The sequence below is a fragment of the Polaromonas sp. C04 genome (assembly GCF_002002705.1).
In the GTDB taxonomy this organism is placed as follows: Bacteria; Pseudomonadota; Gammaproteobacteria; order Burkholderiales; family Burkholderiaceae_C; genus Rhodoferax_A.
The window spans coordinates 1-16808 of the sequence record NZ_MUNS01000039.1; the positions used below are offsets into that span (position 1 = coordinate 1).

General features: G+C 62.8%; 16 protein-coding genes. 8 read left to right on the plus strand and 8 right to left on the minus strand.

Annotated features, from left to right (window positions below; translation table 11 throughout):
- Window positions 1-241 precede the first annotated feature (241 nt).
- The 4 genes from B0E49_RS15415 to B0E49_RS15430 are packed head-to-tail and all read right to left on the minus strand — an operon-like array spanning window position 242 to window position 4470.
- Window positions 242-1534, minus strand: coding sequence for a hypothetical protein (locus B0E49_RS15415; RefSeq protein WP_077563102.1), 1293 nt, complete (start codon window positions 1532-1534; stop codon window positions 242-244).
- Between the two features lie 4 nt (window positions 1535-1538).
- A complete protein-coding gene (locus B0E49_RS15420; protein WP_077563103.1) occupies window positions 1539-2309 on the minus strand; it encodes an outer membrane lipoprotein-sorting protein in 771 nt (256 codons plus the stop codon).
- 20 nt (window positions 2310-2329) lie between these two features.
- Window positions 2330-3727 carry an ABC transporter permease gene (locus tag B0E49_RS15425; RefSeq protein ID WP_077563104.1) on the minus strand — a complete coding sequence of 466 codons (1398 nt, stop codon included), beginning with the start codon at window positions 3725-3727 and terminating at the stop codon, window positions 2330-2332.
- On the minus strand, window positions 3724-4470 hold the full coding sequence (locus B0E49_RS15430) for an ABC transporter ATP-binding protein (protein WP_077563105.1): 747 nt from the start codon (window positions 4468-4470) through the stop codon (window positions 3724-3726). Before B0E49_RS15430 ends, B0E49_RS15425 begins: the two co-directional genes overlap by 4 nt.
- Window positions 4471-4563: 93 nt before the next feature.
- Between B0E49_RS15430 and B0E49_RS15435 the strand changes: the two genes are divergently transcribed.
- The 7 genes from B0E49_RS15435 to B0E49_RS15465 all read left to right on the plus strand — a co-directional run bounded on the left by B0E49_RS15435 (window position 4564) and on the right by B0E49_RS15465 (window position 10666).
- Window positions 4564-5088, plus strand: coding sequence for a low molecular weight protein-tyrosine-phosphatase (locus B0E49_RS15435; RefSeq protein WP_077563106.1), 525 nt, complete (start codon window positions 4564-4566; stop codon window positions 5086-5088).
- A 118-nt stretch (window positions 5089-5206) separates the two neighbouring features.
- On the plus strand, window positions 5207-6943 hold the full coding sequence (gene pilB / locus B0E49_RS15440) for a type IV-A pilus assembly ATPase PilB (protein ID WP_077563107.1): 1737 nt from the start codon (window positions 5207-5209) through the stop codon (window positions 6941-6943).
- Between the two features lie 21 nt (window positions 6944-6964).
- The gene (locus B0E49_RS15445) at window positions 6965-8182 is read left to right on the plus strand and encodes a type II secretion system F family protein (protein WP_077563108.1); all 1218 of its coding nucleotides are present in this window, start codon (window positions 6965-6967) and stop codon (window positions 8180-8182) included.
- Window positions 8182-9027 (plus strand): prepilin peptidase, encoded by an 846-nt coding sequence (locus B0E49_RS15450; protein ID WP_077563109.1) that lies wholly within the window; start codon window positions 8182-8184, stop codon window positions 9025-9027. The genes B0E49_RS15445 and B0E49_RS15450 overlap by 1 nt, the downstream gene beginning before the upstream one ends.
- 4 nt (window positions 9028-9031) lie before the next feature.
- The gene (gene coaE / locus B0E49_RS15455; protein WP_077563110.1) at window positions 9032-9640 is read left to right on the plus strand and encodes a dephospho-CoA kinase; all 609 of its coding nucleotides are present in this window, start codon (window positions 9032-9034) and stop codon (window positions 9638-9640) included.
- Window positions 9641-9663: 23 nt separating this feature from the next.
- The gene (gene zapD, locus B0E49_RS15460) at window positions 9664-10419 is read left to right on the plus strand and encodes a cell division protein ZapD (protein ID WP_077563242.1); all 756 of its coding nucleotides are present in this window, start codon (window positions 9664-9666) and stop codon (window positions 10417-10419) included.
- A 34-nt stretch (window positions 10420-10453) separates the two neighbouring features.
- Window positions 10454-10666, plus strand: a complete 213-nt coding sequence (locus B0E49_RS15465; RefSeq protein ID WP_077563111.1) for a DNA gyrase inhibitor YacG — start codon at window positions 10454-10456, stop codon at window positions 10664-10666.
- 21 nt (window positions 10667-10687) lie between these two features.
- Here the strand turns inward: B0E49_RS15465 and B0E49_RS15470 are convergent, their stop codons facing one another.
- The 4 genes from B0E49_RS15470 to secA are packed head-to-tail and all read right to left on the minus strand — an operon-like array spanning window position 10688 to window position 16179.
- Complete coding sequence (locus tag B0E49_RS15470; protein WP_077563112.1) at window positions 10688-11176, minus strand: NUDIX domain-containing protein; 489 nt, start codon at window positions 11174-11176, stop codon at window positions 10688-10690.
- Window positions 11173-12126 carry an ATP-binding protein gene (locus B0E49_RS15475; RefSeq protein ID WP_077563113.1) on the minus strand — a complete coding sequence of 318 codons (954 nt, stop codon included), beginning with the start codon at window positions 12124-12126 and terminating at the stop codon, window positions 11173-11175. The genes B0E49_RS15470 and B0E49_RS15475 overlap by 4 nt, the downstream gene beginning before the upstream one ends.
- The gene (gene argJ / locus B0E49_RS15480) at window positions 12123-13352 is read right to left on the minus strand and encodes a bifunctional glutamate N-acetyltransferase/amino-acid acetyltransferase ArgJ (protein ID WP_077563114.1); all 1230 of its coding nucleotides are present in this window, start codon (window positions 13350-13352) and stop codon (window positions 12123-12125) included. The genes B0E49_RS15475 and argJ overlap by 4 nt, the downstream gene beginning before the upstream one ends.
- Before the next feature lie 31 nt (window positions 13353-13383).
- Window positions 13384-16179 (minus strand): preprotein translocase subunit SecA, encoded by a 2796-nt coding sequence (secA, locus tag B0E49_RS15485; RefSeq protein ID WP_077563244.1) that lies wholly within the window; start codon window positions 16177-16179, stop codon window positions 13384-13386.
- Window positions 16180-16477: 298 nt separating this feature from the next.
- Here secA and B0E49_RS15490 point away from each other — a divergent pair, with 298 nt between their 5' ends.
- Window positions 16478-16792, plus strand: coding sequence for a DciA family protein (locus B0E49_RS15490; RefSeq protein WP_077563115.1), 315 nt, complete (start codon window positions 16478-16480; stop codon window positions 16790-16792).
- Window positions 16793-16808 lie beyond the last annotated feature (16 nt).

Consider the following 16808-nt stretch of genomic DNA (forward strand, 5'->3'; position numbering starts at 1 on the left):
CTGAGATTCGAGCTCGGGCTCGCAGGAGACCCAGGCTGCGCGTTGGCGAGTCAACCCGCTCGGCAATCAAGGCGCTCACCGCCTTGACTACTGAAGTTTGAACTATTTGAAAGATATAAGGAGACAATTCACAGAGCTGCAGCCCGGACAGGCCGCTACAGCTTTATGGGCGGGCCTGCGTGGAGCGCCGCATGTTTGCCCAACCAAATGCCAACCGGGTTTGCGCTGCCTCGGGTCGGGCTCAGAAATAGTAGGTCCCCAACACCTGTAACAGCCGGCGATCGGGCAATACGCCAAAGTCGCTGGTGGCGTTGCCCATGTTTTGCTGCAGCTGCAGGGTCAAATCGAACTTGGACCAATGATGGCGCAGCTCGACCCAGGCGAGCCGGCTGTTGTCGTCGGGGTTGAGGCGAAGGTAAGCGGTCAGATCCAGGTTTCTGAGCCAAAGGCTCTTCTGTGTGACGTAAATCAGGTAGGCCTGCCGCGACGCCAGATCCTGAAGCTGCAGCGCTCCACCGAGGTAGGCCAGTTGGTTGGCGGGCGCCGTGCTCGAGGTGCCCAGCGCAGCCCAGTTGGACTGGTTCAGCGCAAAGCCGTTGTACTCGTATTCGGCGGTGATCGACAGCTTGCTGCTTGTGGTGTAGGTGACGCCACCCACAAAGCGATTGCGCGTGGACGTGCTGCTGGATGGCAAGGACAATGCGCGGCTCAGCAAATCAGGCTCCTTGCTGCGCGTCAATTCCAGGTGCGCGACGGCGGCGTCCGACAGCAAGGCGGTCATATTGGCGCCCGCAGCGGGCGACAGGGCGGCGTCCTTGTATAGGAATAACTGGCTGCTGACGCGTTGCGACCACTGGGTGCCGAGCGTGACCAGGGCCCGGTTCCGGTTGTTGGTCGAGCCGAGGTCGGGGTTCCAGCCCGCGGCGTTGGGGCTATCGGCCAGCTTGGGCGAGAGGGCAACCGACAGCGAGCCGCCGCTCCACAGCCGCTGCGCGCGCAGCATGACACTGCCCTGGCGGTTTTCGCGCAGCGCAAACGGGTCGGCGGTGGTCACGACGCGAAGGCCGCCATCGCGGAAAAAATCGGTCGGGTTGTAGCCGTAGCCCGGCCCATAGCGCAGATTGATACGGCCAAACTCCAGCACCGTGTCCCGACTCTCGGGCTGCCAGCTCAGGTAGGCCTCGCGCAGGGTGTTCACGGTCGCGTCGGCGCCGGGGGCCGGTGCGGGATACAGGTGGTCCACGCGGTCCGAGAGGACAGCGCGCAAGCCCGGGCCCATCTGTGCAGTGGTGGAAAAGTCAAATGAGGCGCGCGCGGTATCGACGCTGTTGGGCTGGTAACGCTGGCTGGAATTGCCAATGGCGCCCTCGATATACATCCGGGTATTGGTGGCAGCCGGCGCGGCGGCGGCTTCGGGCGCGCTTTCCAGGCCCAGGGCGTCCGCATCGGCATCAGTTGCGGCGTTGACCGGAGTGACCTGCAGCGAGGCCAGCGCCACCAGCGTGGTAAGAACGGAGCGGGCAAATGGATGCATGGATTTAGTTGGGTTGGAAACGGGGCAGAAAATCTCGCTGCATCCAGCTGTCCGGAATGGCACGCGCCTTGTAGTCGGAAAAACGCATCAGCGTGACGGACTGGGGGTTGAGGCCGTCGATGATCACGGTCTCGGTCGGGCGCTCGGCGCCGAGCTGGAGTTGAAAGTGGCGGTAGTAGGCGGTCTTGAGCAGGCGCGATGATTCTGCAAAGAAACGCGCCTTCAGCGGCCGGTTGTTTTCAGCGTCGACCCACATCTCGATGCTGGCGTAGGTGGCGTCCGGCGCCACTGCCGTGAGGGCAAGCTTGTGGGCCATACGGGTGCGGCGCTCGCCATCCATGATCTCTTCGTCGCCGACCAGCGTCGCCTGGTAATCCTTCGCCAGGTTGACGGTCGCCACATCCCCATTGGACGCCTGGCCCAGCAGTCGCTGCTGGGGCGACAGCCGCACGCTGGCCTTGCTGGCCGGATCGTAAAACCACATATCGTTGCCATTTTTGAGCATCAGCTTGCCGGCGTCCCGGGCCGGCAGCACAAACCGGATCAGGCTGGCGAATTGATCCCCTTGCCGCTCCGTCCGGGAGTAGCTTACCAGGGTGCTGGTATCTACCTGCTTGCCCGCCTGGAACTCGGTCAGGGTCACGGTCACGCTGAACGGACGCCCCGGGTTGCGGATGGCATCACTGGCGGTCAGGATCTCACGCGCGTTCGGAGCGGACCATGCCAGTGCCGGCCCGAGCAGAAAAGACAGCAAAAACAGAAACAGTGAGCGCATGAGCGTGGAGCCTCTTTCTATCAAGCGTGGCGCAGGGCCTCGACTACATCCAGCCGCGCGGCACGGTGGGCCGGCCACCAGGCCGACAGGATCGCAATGCAGATGAGGCCAAAGGTTGTGCCAAGCATCATGCGGGTTTCCCCCCAGACCAAAATAGTCAACGGTACGGGTTCAACCGTGGTTGGCGGGACCCAGGGAATATCCATCTGATTCACCAGTGCAGCCAACCCCAAAGCCAGCACCACGCCCAGCAAGGCCCCGCACACACCGAGCAGCGCGCCCTCCGTCACAAACAGGCGACGGATGCCGACCCGACGCAACCCAAGGGATCTCAGGGTCCCGATTTCGACGGTTCGTTCAATGACGGCTGTATTCATGGTGTTGTTGATAGTAAACAGCACAATGCCGCCAATGAGAATGAAAACAAACCCGAAGATCGTATCGAACATTCGCGTCGTCTGGACGTAAAAGGGATTCAGTTGCCGAAAATCCAGCACCGCCAGCGGCTGAACCGCTGAAAAACCCGCAACTATGGTCTGTAGCCGTGCACGTGCCAACGGAATTTGGTCGGAATGGCGCAACTGAATCATGATCGAGTTGGCCTTGGGTGGCGAATGCCCGTAAATCAGCTGTTGCACTTTGGCAAGATGCATCATGAGGGCGATTTCATCGAGTTCTTTGATGCCCTGGTCTTCAGCACGAATCACATCAACAGAGGTGACATTCGGTGCACCCTTGGCGTTGGCGACCAGCACTTCGACCCTGCCGGGGCGGGAGGCGGGGGTGCCAGCGGTAGCCGGGGTTTCTTGCAGGCTGAGTTGCGCGATGTCGTTCGGGATGGTCTTGCCGTCATGCTTTTGCGGCAGTTCGGGTTGGGGACAGCGATCGATCTTTAACGCATCACATAGCTGGAGTACCCGGGCCAGCCCGGTTCCGACAACGGCGGCATCTGGCGCAGAGCCCTCCAGGGCAGACGCAGGAGCCTTGGAACGCAGTCCAAAGTCGTTCCAGCGCCGCATGAGGTTAATGTCTGTGGCAACGAGCCCGGTGCCGACGATGGTGCGGGACACACTAGCTGCATAGTTACCGGCGATGCCGCCAAATTGCAGCGTAGGTGTGGCCACCACAAGCATGCTGCTCAACACCGGGTCGTTCCGGATGGCTGTCAGAATCTTGGCGTAGTCACTAATGGCATAGGCATCGGGATTGCCGCTGCCATAAAGGTAGAAGTCACGGTGTTGAATTTGCAGATGGCCGCCGCGTTGCACATATCTGGTGTGCATCTCATACTTAATGTTATCGCTGAAGCCGCCGAACAACAAGATGGCGGTTGACCCAATGGCCATGGCCAGCAGGGTCGCCAGTGAACGGCGGCGGTTGCGCAAGAGGTTTCGCACCGCCAGATTCAGCGTCATCATGCCGCGCCCTCTGCGCCGGTTTCGCCTTTTCGGCGTATGCCTTCAATCGCTCCGTCTTTCAGAAAAATCGTGTCGTCGGCGGCCTTGATCACGTCCGGATCGTGGGACGAAAAAATAAAGGAAACATGATATCGGTCCACCATCTGCCGCATCAGGGCGAGAATGGCGGCCCCGGTTTGACTGTCCAGATTGGCGGTCGGCTCGTCGGCGATGACCAGCTTGGGCTTGCGGGCCAAAGCGCGGGCAATGGCGACCCTCTGGCGCTGCCCACCCGACAATTGGCCTGGAAAGTTCCGGGCCTTGTCGCCCAACCCCACCGCATTGAGCAGCTTGGTGACCCGGTCACCGCGTTTTTTGGCCGATGCGCCCGCCAGCAGCAACGGATATTCGATATTTTCGTAAGCGCTCAGAACCGGCAGCAAGTTGAAATTCTGAAAGATAAAACCGATATTGCTGGCGCGAAAGTCCGACAGGGCGTCGTCGGTCAATTCCCCAACCTTGCAGTCGGCCACGACGATTTCACCGTTGTCGGGCTTGTCGATGCAGCCGATCATGTTGAGCAGGGTGGTCTTGCCGCTGCCAGACGGGCCCAGCAGCACCGTAAAGCAGGCGCGCCGGACTAAAATATCAACGCCCTTGATCACCGGAACGCTGACGGAATCCATGTGATAGGTTTTCTCAACCTGCGTCAGAACGGCCACCGGTCGATGATTTCCTGCGTTGTCCGCCTTCCGCTCTGTCATCTTTCGCCCCAATTGAACTATGCCCACCAGCAACGCCAATTATTACCACATCCGAAGTCGCCGCCCGTATCGAAAACAACTTGGCGCACCGCGATGAAACTGCTGATGGTTTGCATGGGCAATGTGTGCCGCTCGCCCATGGCGCAAGTGGTAACGTTGCACATGGCAGAGCAGGCGGGCCTGGCGCGCGACATCCTGGTGGATTCGGCGGGGACCCATACCGGTGCCAGCCGCGAGACGCCCGACCCGAGGGCCAAAATGGTTCTTGCCGCACGCGGATACCCGGTTGGCACGAGTCGGGCGCGACAGGTCATCGAGCGCGACTTCGATCGCCATGACCTGATCCTGGCGATGGACCAGGCCAACCTGAACGAGCTGCGGCGTCTATGCCCTGCCGAATATGCGCACAAACTGCACCTGTTTCTCGAGTTCGCCCAACGGGCCGACGGCGGCGAGGTTCCCGATCCCTATTACGGCAACATCGAGGGCTTTGAGCGCGTGCTCGACCTCTGTGAAGCCGGTGCGCACGCACTGATCGACCATCTCTGGAGGGCACCATCGTCGGCAAGCCTGCCTGCCCATGCGATCGCGGCGGGAGCGGAAAGCAGCCAACCGTGATTTTTTTGTGCCTTTATGCCAACTCCTTGGTCTTTCGTATTGTGTTTCCCGATTTACAGTGGCAAGGCAATCGGCGATGATTGACTAGCCCCTTACATCGGAATACATTTTTCTGGACATGGCTGTCGTCGATTCAATTCCCAAGGAAACGTCCACCATGGCTTTGCCGGGGTTGGCCCGCACGCTCGTTTCCGCAGGAAAGCTCGGGCAAAAATCAGCCGAGGAAATCTTTCGCAAATCGCAGACCGGCCGCACCAGCTTCATTGCCGAGCTGACGGGCTCCGGTGCGGTCTCTGCCTCGGATCTGGCGCACACCATGTCGACCGCCTACGCTGCGGCTTTGCTGGATCTGGATGCCGTCGATACACAACGTCTGCCCAAAGGCCTGCTCGACGCCAAAATTTGCCAGGACTACCGCGTGGTCGTGCTAAGCCGGCGCGGTAACCGGCTGATTGTGGCGACCGCGGATCCGTCGGACCAGCAGGCCGCCGAAAAGATCAAATTTGCGACCCAGCTCGGCGTGGACTGGGTGATCGCCGAGTACGACAAGCTGTCGAGAATGGTGGAGGCCAACGCGACGACGGCGGCCGAGGCCATGGACAACATCATTGGCGAGGACTTCGAGTTTGACGAAGCCACAATGGAGGCCGCCAACCCCGACAGCAACGACGCCACCGTCGCGGAAGTCGAGGACGCACCGGTCGTCAAGTTCCTGCACAAGATGCTGCTGGATGCCTTCAGCATGCGCGCCTCCGACCTGCATTTCGAGCCGTACGAGCACGCCTATCGCGTGCGCTTTCGCATCGACGGCGAGTTGCGTGAAATCGCAGCGCCCCCCGTAGCTATCAAGGACAAGCTGGCATCGCGCATCAAGGTGATCTCGCGCATGGATATCTCCGAGAAGCGGGTGCCGCAGGATGGGCGCATGAAGCTCAAGATCGGGGCCGACCGCGTGATCGACTTCCGGGTCAGCACGCTGCCCACGCTGTTCGGCGAAAAGATCGTGATTCGTATCCTCGACCCCAGCAGCGCGAAGCTCGGCATTGAGGCGCTGGGCTATGAGCCGGAAGAAAAAGAGCGGCTGCTCAAGGCCATCAGCCGCCCCTACGGCATGGTGCTGGTCACGGGGCCGACCGGTTCGGGCAAGACCGTGTCACTGTACACCTGCCTGAACATGCTCAACAAGCCGGGCGTGAACATCGCCACGGCCGAAGACCCTTCTGAAATCAACCTGCCGGGCGTCAACCAGGTCAACGTCAACGAGAAGGCGGGACTGACCTTTGCGGTTGCCCTCAAATCGTTTTTGCGCCAGGACCCGGACATCATCATGGTCGGCGAAATCCGCGACCTGGAAACCGCCGACATTTCGATCAAGGCGGCACAGACCGGCCACCTGGTGCTGTCCACGCTGCACACCAACGATGCGCCGTCCACGCTCACGCGCATGCGCAACATGGGCATCGCCCCGTTCAACATTGCCTCCAGCGTCATTTTGATCACGGCCCAGCGGCTAGCGCGCCGGCTCTGCGTGGCCTGCAAAGCGCCGGTGGACATCCCGCATGAAACGCTCGTGGACGCCGGCTTCAAGGACGACGAGGTCGATGGTTCCTGGACTCCCTACAAGCCGGTCGGATGCGCGGCATGCAACAACGGCTACAAGGGCCGCGTCGGTATCTACCAGGTCATGCCGGTGAGCGAAGAAATTCAGCGCATCATCCTGCGCGATGGCAGCGCCCTGGAGATTGCCGAGCAGGCCCAGCGCGAAGGCGTGCGCTCGTTGCGCCAGTCGGGCCTGCACAAGGTCAAAATGGGCATGACCTCGCTGGAGGAAGTGCTGGCCGTGACGAACGAATAACAGGGAAACCCAAAGGGCTTTATGGCGACTGCAGCGAGCAAAAACATCAAGGAATTTGTCTTCGAGTGGGAGGGCAAGGATCGCAATGGCAAGCAGGTTCGCGGTGAAACCCGCGCCGGCGGCCAAAACCAGGTGCAGGCATCCTTGCGCCGGCAGGGGGTCCTGGCCAGCAAAATCAAGAAGCGCAAGATGCGCTCTGGCAAGCGCATCCGACCCAAAGACATGGCGATTTTCACGCGCCAGCTCGCCACCATGATGAAGGCCGGCGTGCCGCTGCTGCAGGCCTTCGACATCGTCGGGCGCGGCAACCCGAATGCCAGCGTCACCAAGCTGCTCAATGACATCCGCACCGACGTCGAGACCGGTACCTCACTGAGCGCGGCGTTCCGCAAGTTTCCGATGTATTTCGACAATCTGTATTGCAACCTGGTCGAAGCGGGCGAGGCCGCCGGTATCCTGGAACAGTTGCTGGACCGGCTGGCGGTCTACATGGAAAAAACCGAGGCCATCAAGTCCAAGATCAAGTCCGCGCTGATGTACCCGATCTCGGTGCTGGTGGTGGCGTTTGTAGTGGTGGCCGTGATCATGATTTTCGTGATTCCGGCGTTCAAGCAGGTGTTCAGCTCCTTTGGCGCCGATCTGCCGGCGCCCACGCTGGTGGTGATCGCCATCAGCGAATTTTTCGTCTCGTATTGGTGGCTGATTTTTGGCGGCCTCGGCGGCGGCCTGTACTTTTTCATGCAGGCCTGGAAGCGCAACGAAAAAGTGCAGATGTTCATGGACCGGCTGATGCTCAAGCTGCCGATTTTCGGCGCCCTGGTCGAAAAATCCTGCATCGCGCGCTGGACCCGCACGCTGGCCACCATGTTCGCGGCCGGTGTCCCGCTGGTGGAAGCGCTCGACTCGGTGGGCGGTGCTTCGGGCAATTCGGTGTACGCCCTGGCGACGGAAAAAATCCAGCAGGAGGTCTCTACCGGCACCAGCCTGACCGCGGCCATGGGCAACGTGAACCTGTTTCCCAGCATGGTGCTGCAGATGTGCGCCATCGGCGAAGAATCCGGCTCCATCGACCACATGCTGAGCAAGGCGGCCGATTTTTACGAGGCCGAGGTGGACGACATGGTGGCCGGCCTGTCCAGCCTGATGGAGCCCATCATCATCGTGGTCCTGGGCGTCATCATCGGCGGCATCGTGATCTCCATGTACCTGCCGATCTTCAAGCTGGGCCAGGTTGTCTGATGCTGGTCTCGCAATGGTTTGACGCCGCACTCGGCGGCGTGCTCGGCTTGCTGCTGGGCAGTTTTCTCAACGTGGTGATCTATCGCCTGCCCAAGATGCTGGAGGCGCAATGGGCGGCCGAATGCGCGGAGATCTCGGGCAAGGACCTGGTCGAGGAGGCACAACCCTTCAACCTGATGGTGCCGCGCTCGCGCTGCCAGCAGTGCGGCCACCAGATCCGCTGGTACGAGAACCTCCCTGTCCTGAGTTATCTTTTTTTGCGTGGCAAATGCTCGAACTGCGCCGCGCCCATCAGCCTGCGTTATCCGCTGGTGGAACTGGCCACCGGAGCGCTGTTTTACTGGTGCATCTGGCACTGGGGCGCGAACTTGACGGGCCTGGTCTGGTGCGGCTTCTCGGGCGCCATCGTCGCGCTGGCATTTATCGACTGGGACACCACGCTGCTGCCCGACGACATCACGCTGCCGCTGCTGTGGGCCGGGCTGCTCGCCGCCGCGCTGCAATGGACCGACGTGCCGCTGGCCAGCGCGATCTGGGGCGCGGCGGCGGGCTATCTTTCGCTGTGGCTGATTTACTGGGTTTTCAAACTGGTCACGGGCAAGGAAGGCATGGGGTACGGCGACTTCAAGCTGTTCGCGGCACTCGGAGCCTGGTTTGGCTGGCAGGCCCTGGTGCCCATCATCCTGATGGCGTCGGTGATTGGCGCCGTCATCGGCATCGCCCTGAAGTTTTCGAGCGGGCTGCGCGAAGGCGGCTATGTGCCGTTCGGCCCTTTCCTGGCAGGCGCGGGCCTGACCGCCATGGTTTTTGGACCGCCATCGATCCTTCACGTCGTGGGGTTGTAACGCCATGACGGCGGCAACGCGACTCGGGCTCACGGGCGGCATCGGCAGCGGCAAAAGCACGGTCGCACAGATACTGGCCGAGCTGGGCGCGGCCATCATCGACGCCGACGCCATTGCACGCAGCGTCACGCTGCCGGCGGGCGCTGCCATCGGCCCGATCGCCACGGAATTCGGCAGCGGCTTCATCACGCCGCAGGGTGCGCTCGACCGCGACCGCATGCGTGAGCTGGCCTTCGCCGATGCCAGCGCCAAACGCCGCCTGGAGGCCATTGTTCATCCGCTCGTCGGGCAGGAAACACAGCGCCAGGCCGACGCGGCCATCCGCGCGGGGCGCCGCTGCATCGTCTTTGACATTCCCCTGCTGGTCGAATCGGGACGCTGGCGCCAGCACCTGGATTGGGTGCTGGTGCTCGACTGCACCACCGAGACCCAAATAGAGCGCGTGATGGCGCGCAGCAAGCTGAGCCGCAGCGCAACCCTGCAGATCATTGCCGCCCAGGCCCCGCGCCTGCAGCGCCTGGCCGCGGCCGACATGGTGATCGCCAACGACAATTTGCCGCTGGCACTGCTGCGTGCCCAGGTGCTGCAAATCGCGCCGCGCTTCGGGCTATGATTGAAACATTGGAATCCGCAAGCGTGATACTGTACGAATACCCCTTCAACGAACGCATACGCACCTATCTGCGTCTTGAACACCTGTTTCGCCGCCTGGGCGAGCTGGTTCCGCGCGACCACCCCCTCGACCATCACTACGCTTTGACCACCATCTTCGAGATCATGGACGTGGCGACGCGGGCCGACCTCAAGTCGGACGTGATGCGCGACCTCGAGAAGCAAAAGCAGACTCTGAACAGCTACCGCGGCAATCCGGCGATCGCCGAGTCGGTGCTGGACCACGTGGTGGGGGAACTCGATGCCTGTTTTTCGGCCGTCAACAACCTGCCCGGCAAGGCCGGCCAATCGCTCACCGAAAACGACTGGCTCATGAGCATCCGCAGTCGTGTCGGCATCCCGGGCGGCACCTGCGAATTCGACCTGCCCGCCTACTATGCGTGGCAGCACAAGGATGCAAACACACGCCGGGCCGACCTGGAGCGCTGGGCCACCACGCTGGGCCCGCTGGCCGAGTCCATTCACCGGCTGCTCAAATTGCTGCGCGAGTCCGGCGTGCCGCAAAAAGTGGTGGCCAGCGCCGGTCAGTTCCAGCAAAACCTGCCGCAGGGCCGCACCTTCCAGCTGATGCGCCTGCGCATCGACCCCGCCCTGGGCCTGATCCCCGAAATCAGCGGCAACCGGCTGATGGTGTCGGTGCGCCTGATGCGCCATGAAGCCGATGACCGGCTGCACGCCAGCAGCGACGACACCGCCTTCGAAATGACACTTTGTTCCTGAAATCGCGTCAAACCATCTGAACCGCGCCGCTGCCATGCAACAGGCCAGCCCACCCCCCAAACTCGTGACCTGCCCGACCTGCGGCGGCGACAGCGTTTACGCGCCGACCAACCCGTACCGGCCCTTTTGCAGCGAGCGCTGCAAAAACATGGACCTGGGCGCCTGGGCCAGCGAGCGCTTTCGCATGCCGACGCAGGATGCGCCGGACGACGCCGTTTTTGGCGATGCCAGGCGCGACGATTCTTGAGAGAAAAATGGCTGTAGCCCTTTATGGGCGTTGGCTACCAGCTACTAAATGTGTAGCACCTTCGAATTGACGCTCGCGCGCCAGCCAGCCCAGTACGGGTACGGTGCCGACCAGCACGGGCGCCACGCGCACCGGTAGCCGCTGCCAGGCAAACGACTGGCCCTCGCGCATTTGCAGCTCACCGGCCCACTCGAATACCTTGCAGAAGTTCAGCCGCACCAGCGCGTGCGGGTAGTCCACCAGTTCCACCTTCCAGGGCACGACGGCTTTGACGGCAATACCGAGTTCCTCGTGCAACTCGCGGCGCAAGGCCTGCTCGACGGTTTCGCCCGGCTCCAGCTTGCCGCCCGGAAACTCCCAATAGCCCTCGTACACCTTGCCCAGCGGGCGCGAGGTCAGCAGGAAGTCACCGTCCGGCTGAATCAACACCCCGACGGCGACATCGACCACGGCGCGGCCGGCGCTGCCCTCACGCGGGCGATCCGCGTCGGCGACCAGCACTGAACTCATGCCGACCGGGCGCCGCCGGGCCGCCCCAAGGCGCCCACGGCTCCCTCGGGGGGCAGCGACGACACGGCGTGCGCAGCGTGGGGGCTATTTCGCCCCGCATAGTCGCGCGCAAACTGGTACGCCACCCGGCCGCTGCGCGAACCCCGCTCGAGCGCCCAGACCAGCGATTCGGCGCGCGCCGCGACAATGGCCTGCGCGCTCACGCCAAACGAGGACAGCCACTGCGCCACGATGGCAAGGTACTCATCCTGGTTGAACGGGTAAAAGCTGACCCACAGGCCAAAGCGCTCGGACAGCGAAATCTTCTCCTCCACCACCTCGCCGGGGTGCACCTCGCCATCCTCGGTGTGGGTGTAGGTGAGGTTTTCCTTCATGTACTCGGGCAGCAGGTGGCGCCGGTTGCTGGTGGCATAGATCAGCACATTGGGCGTGGCCGCGGCCACCGAGCCGTCCAGCGTGGACTTGAGGGCCTTGTAGCCGGGCTCGCCCTCGTCAAAACTCAGGTCGTCGCAGAACACGATGAATTTTTCGGGCCGCTGCGCCACCACGTCCACGATGTCGGGGAGGTCGATCATGTCGGTCTTGTCGACTTCGATCAGGCGCAGGCCCTGCTTGGAGTAGGCGTTCAGGCAGGCCTTGATGAGCGATGACTTGCCGGTCCCGCGCGCCCCCGTCAGCAGCACATTGTTGGCCGGCTTGCCCTGCACGAAATGCAGGGTGTTGAGCCGGATTTTTTCTTTCTGCCCGTCGATTTCTTTCAGGTCATCCAGGCTGATCGCGCCCACATGGCGCACGGGCGACAGCAGGCCATGGCCTGAATGACGCCTGCGGTAGCGCCAGGCGATGGCGGTGCTCCAGTCGGGGGGCAAGAAGGGCTGGGGCAGCGCCGCCTCGATGCGGGTCATGAGCTGCTCGGCGCGCAGGATCAGGCGTTCAAGGGCTTCGTTCACGAGCGGTAGTCCGCGTTGATCGACACATAGTCGTGGCTCAGATCGCAGGTCCACACGGTGTCCGTGGCGCTGCCGCGGCCCAGCGCCACCCGCACCACGATTTCGCTTTGCTTCATGACGCGCTGGCCGTCTTCTTCGCGGTACGCGGGGTTGCGCCCACCTTGCGCGGCGACATGCACGTCGTCCAGGTACAGGTCGATCTTCGTCGGGTCCAGGTCGTCGATGCCAGCGTAGCCCACCGCGGCCAGAATGCGGCCCAGATTCGGGTCGCTCGCAAAGAACGCCGTCTTGACCAGCGGCGAGTGCGCAATGGCATAGGCCACCTGGCGGCATTCCTCGCCGGTTTTGCCGCCTTCCACCTGGATTGCTATAAATTTGGTAGCCCCTTCCCCATCACGCACAATGGCTTGCGCCAGTTTTTGTGCCACACCGGCGATGGCGGCCTGGAGGGCACGGCCCTCCGGGCTATCCAGAGAAGTGATGGGCGCATGCGCCGCCTTGTGGCTGGCGATCACCACGAACGAATCGTTGGTGGAGGTGTCGCCATCGATCGTGATGCGGTTGAACGAGCCCTCGGCCAGTGCCTTGACCATTGGCTGCAGCACGGCCTGATCGACGCAGGCATCGGTGGCGATAAAGCCGAGCATGGTCGCCATGTTCGGCCGGATCATGCCCGCGCCCTTGGCGATGCCGCTGATGCTGACCTTCGCGCCGCCTATCATGACCTGCGCGCTGAAGGCCTTGGGCACCGTGTCGGTGGTCATGATGCCCTCGGCCGCGCGCACCCAGTGGTCGGCCCGGGCATCCGCCAGGGCACCCGGCAGACCGGCCTCGATGCGCTCCAGCGGCAGTGGCTCCATGATCACGCCCGTGGAAAACGGCAGGACCTGCTCCGGCGCCAGCGACAGCTGGTGCGCCAGCGCCACGCAGCTGGCACGGGCGCGCGCCAGTCCGTCCTCGCCGGTGCCGGCATTGGCGTTGCCCGTGTTGATCAGCAGGGCGCGAATTCCCTGACCCCCGGCCAGATGCTCACGGCACACCTGCACCGGCGCCGCGCAAAAGCGGTTCTGCGTGAACACCCCTGCGACGCTGGCGCCAGCGTCGATCAACACGACGGTGAGGTCCTTGCGCTGCGCCTTGCGGATACCGGCCTCGGTCACACCGAGGCGTACGCCGGCGATCGGGTGCAGGTCGGCGGGATCGGGAGCAGTCAGATTGACGGGCATGGATGGCTCTCCAAAAACGCGCGGAAATCGCTCAGGCCAGCTTGCCGTGGCAGTGCTTGTATTTCTTGCCGCTGCCGCAGGGGCAAGGGTCGTTGCGGCCCACACGCGACAGGGCCGCGCCGGCCACGGCGGCCGCGGCGGCGGAAGCGGTCGGGCGCAGGTGCTGCCCCTTGATCGTTCCCTCGTCCACCACGGTCTCGACCTCGCCGGTTTCGGTCGGTGCGATATAGGTCACATTGGCAATGTTTTCGGCGCGGCTGCCGAGTTCTTCGGCCGCCTGCCCAAGCTGCTCGCTGGATTGCACCTGCACGGTCATGAGGATCTTGGTGACGTCGTTCTTGACCGAGTCGAGCAGTTGTCCAAACAGCTCGAACGCTTCGCGCTTGTACTCCTGTTTGGGCTGCTGCTGGGCGTAGCCACGCAAATGAATGCCCTGGCGCAGATAGTCCAGCGAGCTCAGGTGCTCGCGCCAGTGCGAATCGATACTCTGCAGCAGCACGATGCGCTGAAACTGGGTGAAGTTCTCGCCCCCGATCTGCTGCGCCTTGGCCGCGAAGGCCGCATTGGCGGCCTCGATCACAGAATGCAGGATGTCTTCGTCCGTGATGGCGCTGGCCGCCTGCACCTGCTGCTCCAGGGGCAGCTCGATCTGCCATTCTTTGCGCAGCACCGTTTCGAGACCCGCAAGATCCCACTGCTCCTCCACCGACTCGGCCGGCACGTACTGGCGCACCAAATCGGTCAGGCAGCCTTCGCGCAAGGCCTCGATCTGCGCCGTCAGATCACGTGCATCGAGAATGTCGTTGCGCTGTTTGTAGATGACCTTGCGCTGGTCGTTGGCAACGTCGTCGTATTCCAGCAATTGCTTGCGGATGTCGAAGTTGCGCGCCTCCACCTTGCGCTGGGCCGATTCGATGCTGCGCGTGACGATGCCCGCTTCGATGGCCTCGCCATCGGGCATCTTCAGGCGCTCCATGATGGCCTTGACACGGTCGCCCGCGAAAATGCGCATCAGCGAGTCGTCCAGCCCGAGGTAAAAGCGCGACGAGCCGGGATCGCCCTGACGCCCAGAGCGCCCGCGCAACTGGTTATCGATGCGGCGCGACTCATGGCGTTCGGTGGCGATGATGCGCAGGCCCCCCTGCTGCGTCACCAGTTCGTGCTCGCGCGCCCATTCGGCGCGCAGCTGCTCGATGCGGGCCTGTTTGGCGGCCGGCTCCAGGGTCTCGTCGGCCTCGACCGCTTCGATCGCCTTTTCCACATTGCCCCCGAGCACGATGTCGGTGCCGCGGCCCGCCATGTTGGTGGCGATCGTGATCATCTTCGAGCGCCCGGCCTGCGCCACGATCTCGGCCTCGCGTGCGTGCTGCTTGGCATTGAGCACCTGGTGCGGCAGCTTTTCCTTCTGCAGCAGCTGGTCGATGATTTCGGAGTTCTCGATCGAGGAGGTGCCGACCAGCACCGGCTGACCGCGCTCATAGCACTCGCGGATGTCCTTGATGGCCGCCTCGTATTTCTCGCGCGTGGTCTTGTACACGCGGTCCAGCTGGTCATCGCGCCGGCTCGGCCGGTTCGGTGGAATCACGATCGTTTCCAGGCCGTAGATTTCCTGGAATTCGTAGGCCTCGGTATCGGCCGTTCCGGTCATGCCGGCCAGCTTGTTGTAGAGCCTGAAGTAATTCTGGAAGGTGATGGAGGCCAGCGTCTGGTTCTCCGCCTGGATGTTGACGCCTTCCTTGGCTTCCACGGCCTGGTGCAGGCCTTCGCCCCAGCGCCGGCCCGTCATCAGGCGTCCGGTGAATTCGTCGACGATCACGATTTCGCCGTCCTGCACCACGTAATGCTGGTCGCGGTGGTACAGGTGATTCGCGCGCAGCGCGGCATACAGGTGGTGCACCAGCGTGATGTTGGCCGGGTCGTACAGCGTCGCGCCTTCCGGAATCAGGCCCAGATTGAACAGGATGCGCTCGGCATTTTCGTGGCCCTGTTCGGTCAGGAACACCTGGTGGGTTTTCTCGTCGACCGTGAAATCCCCCGGTTTCGTGATGCCTTCTCCGGTGCGCAGGTCGGCTTCGCCCTCCTGCCTGGTCAGCATCGGCACCACCTTGTTGATGGTGATGTACATCTCGGTGTGGTCTTCGGCCTGGCCGCTGATGATGAGCGGCGTGCGGGCTTCGTCGATCAGGATCGAATCCACCTCGTCGACGATCGCGTAGTTCAGGCCGCGCTGCACGCGGTCCTGCACTTCGTACACCATGTTGTCGCGCAGGTAGTCAAAACCGTATTCGTTGTTGGTGCCGTAGGTGATGTCGGCCCGGTAGGCGGCCTGCTTCTCCTCGCGCGGCAGTTGCGGCAGATTGATGCCGACGGTCAAGCCGAGAAAGTTGTACAGGCGCCCCATCCACAGGGCATCGCGATTGGCCAGGTAGTCGTTCACCGTGACCACATGCACGCCCTTGCCGGTGAGCGCATTCAGGTACACGGGCAGCGTGGCGGTCAGCGTCTTGCCCTCGCCGGTGCGCATTTCCGAGATTTTGCCGTCGTGCAGCGACATGCCACCGATCAGCTGCACGTCGAAATGGCGCATCTTCATGACGCGCTTGGAGCCTTCGCGCACCACCGCGAAGGCCTCCGGCAGGATCGCGTCGAGCGTCTCACCGTTGGCAACACGCTCCTTGAACGCCTGTGTTTTCCCGCGAAGCTCGTCGTCGCTCAGTTTTTCGTAGGCGGGCTCCAGGGCGTTGATGCTCTCGGCAACTTTGCGGTATTGCTTGAGGAGCCGGTCATTGCGACTGCCGAATATTTTGGTGAGAAAGTTGGTGGCCATGAATGCGAGACCGCTCTGCGGGCCTGTCATGGCCTGCAAGGCGACCGAAATCCCTAATATGTTGGTGGATTCAGGTGGGGTCGCGGCTGCAAAATGCAACGATGGCGGGGCAGCTACAGCGTTGACCAAACCTTGGATTTTACCTTTGTGCCGGCTGGCGCTCGCCGTGGCCGCTCACGCTGCCATCGCGGCATCGGTCTTTTTCGGCGCAAGCAGACTTCATCTTCCTTCAAAAGCGTTGTGGCCACGATAATCGAGGGCTCATGAAGCCTCTTGACGATCCGTGGCCACGCCACCCGTGAACCGCCCTCACCGCGCCGTCTCGCTGCAGCAGGCGGCGCAGGAATCGCCGACGCTGGCCCGCTTGAGCGAACTCGCGCGCGATTCGGGTGAGCGCCTCAAGGCGATCGAGCGCCTGATTCCCGAGGCGCTGCGCAGCGCCATCCAGCCGGGGCCCATTGACGGAGAAACGTGGTGCCTGCTGGTGCAGAGCAATGCGGCGGCGGCCAAGCTCAGGCAGTTGCTGCCTTCGCTTGCATCCCACTTGCGCAGCCAGGGCTGGGAGGTCAGCACCATCCGGCTCAAGGTCCACATCAACCCCGAGCCGCAATAGCCCTTCGCGAGCGACC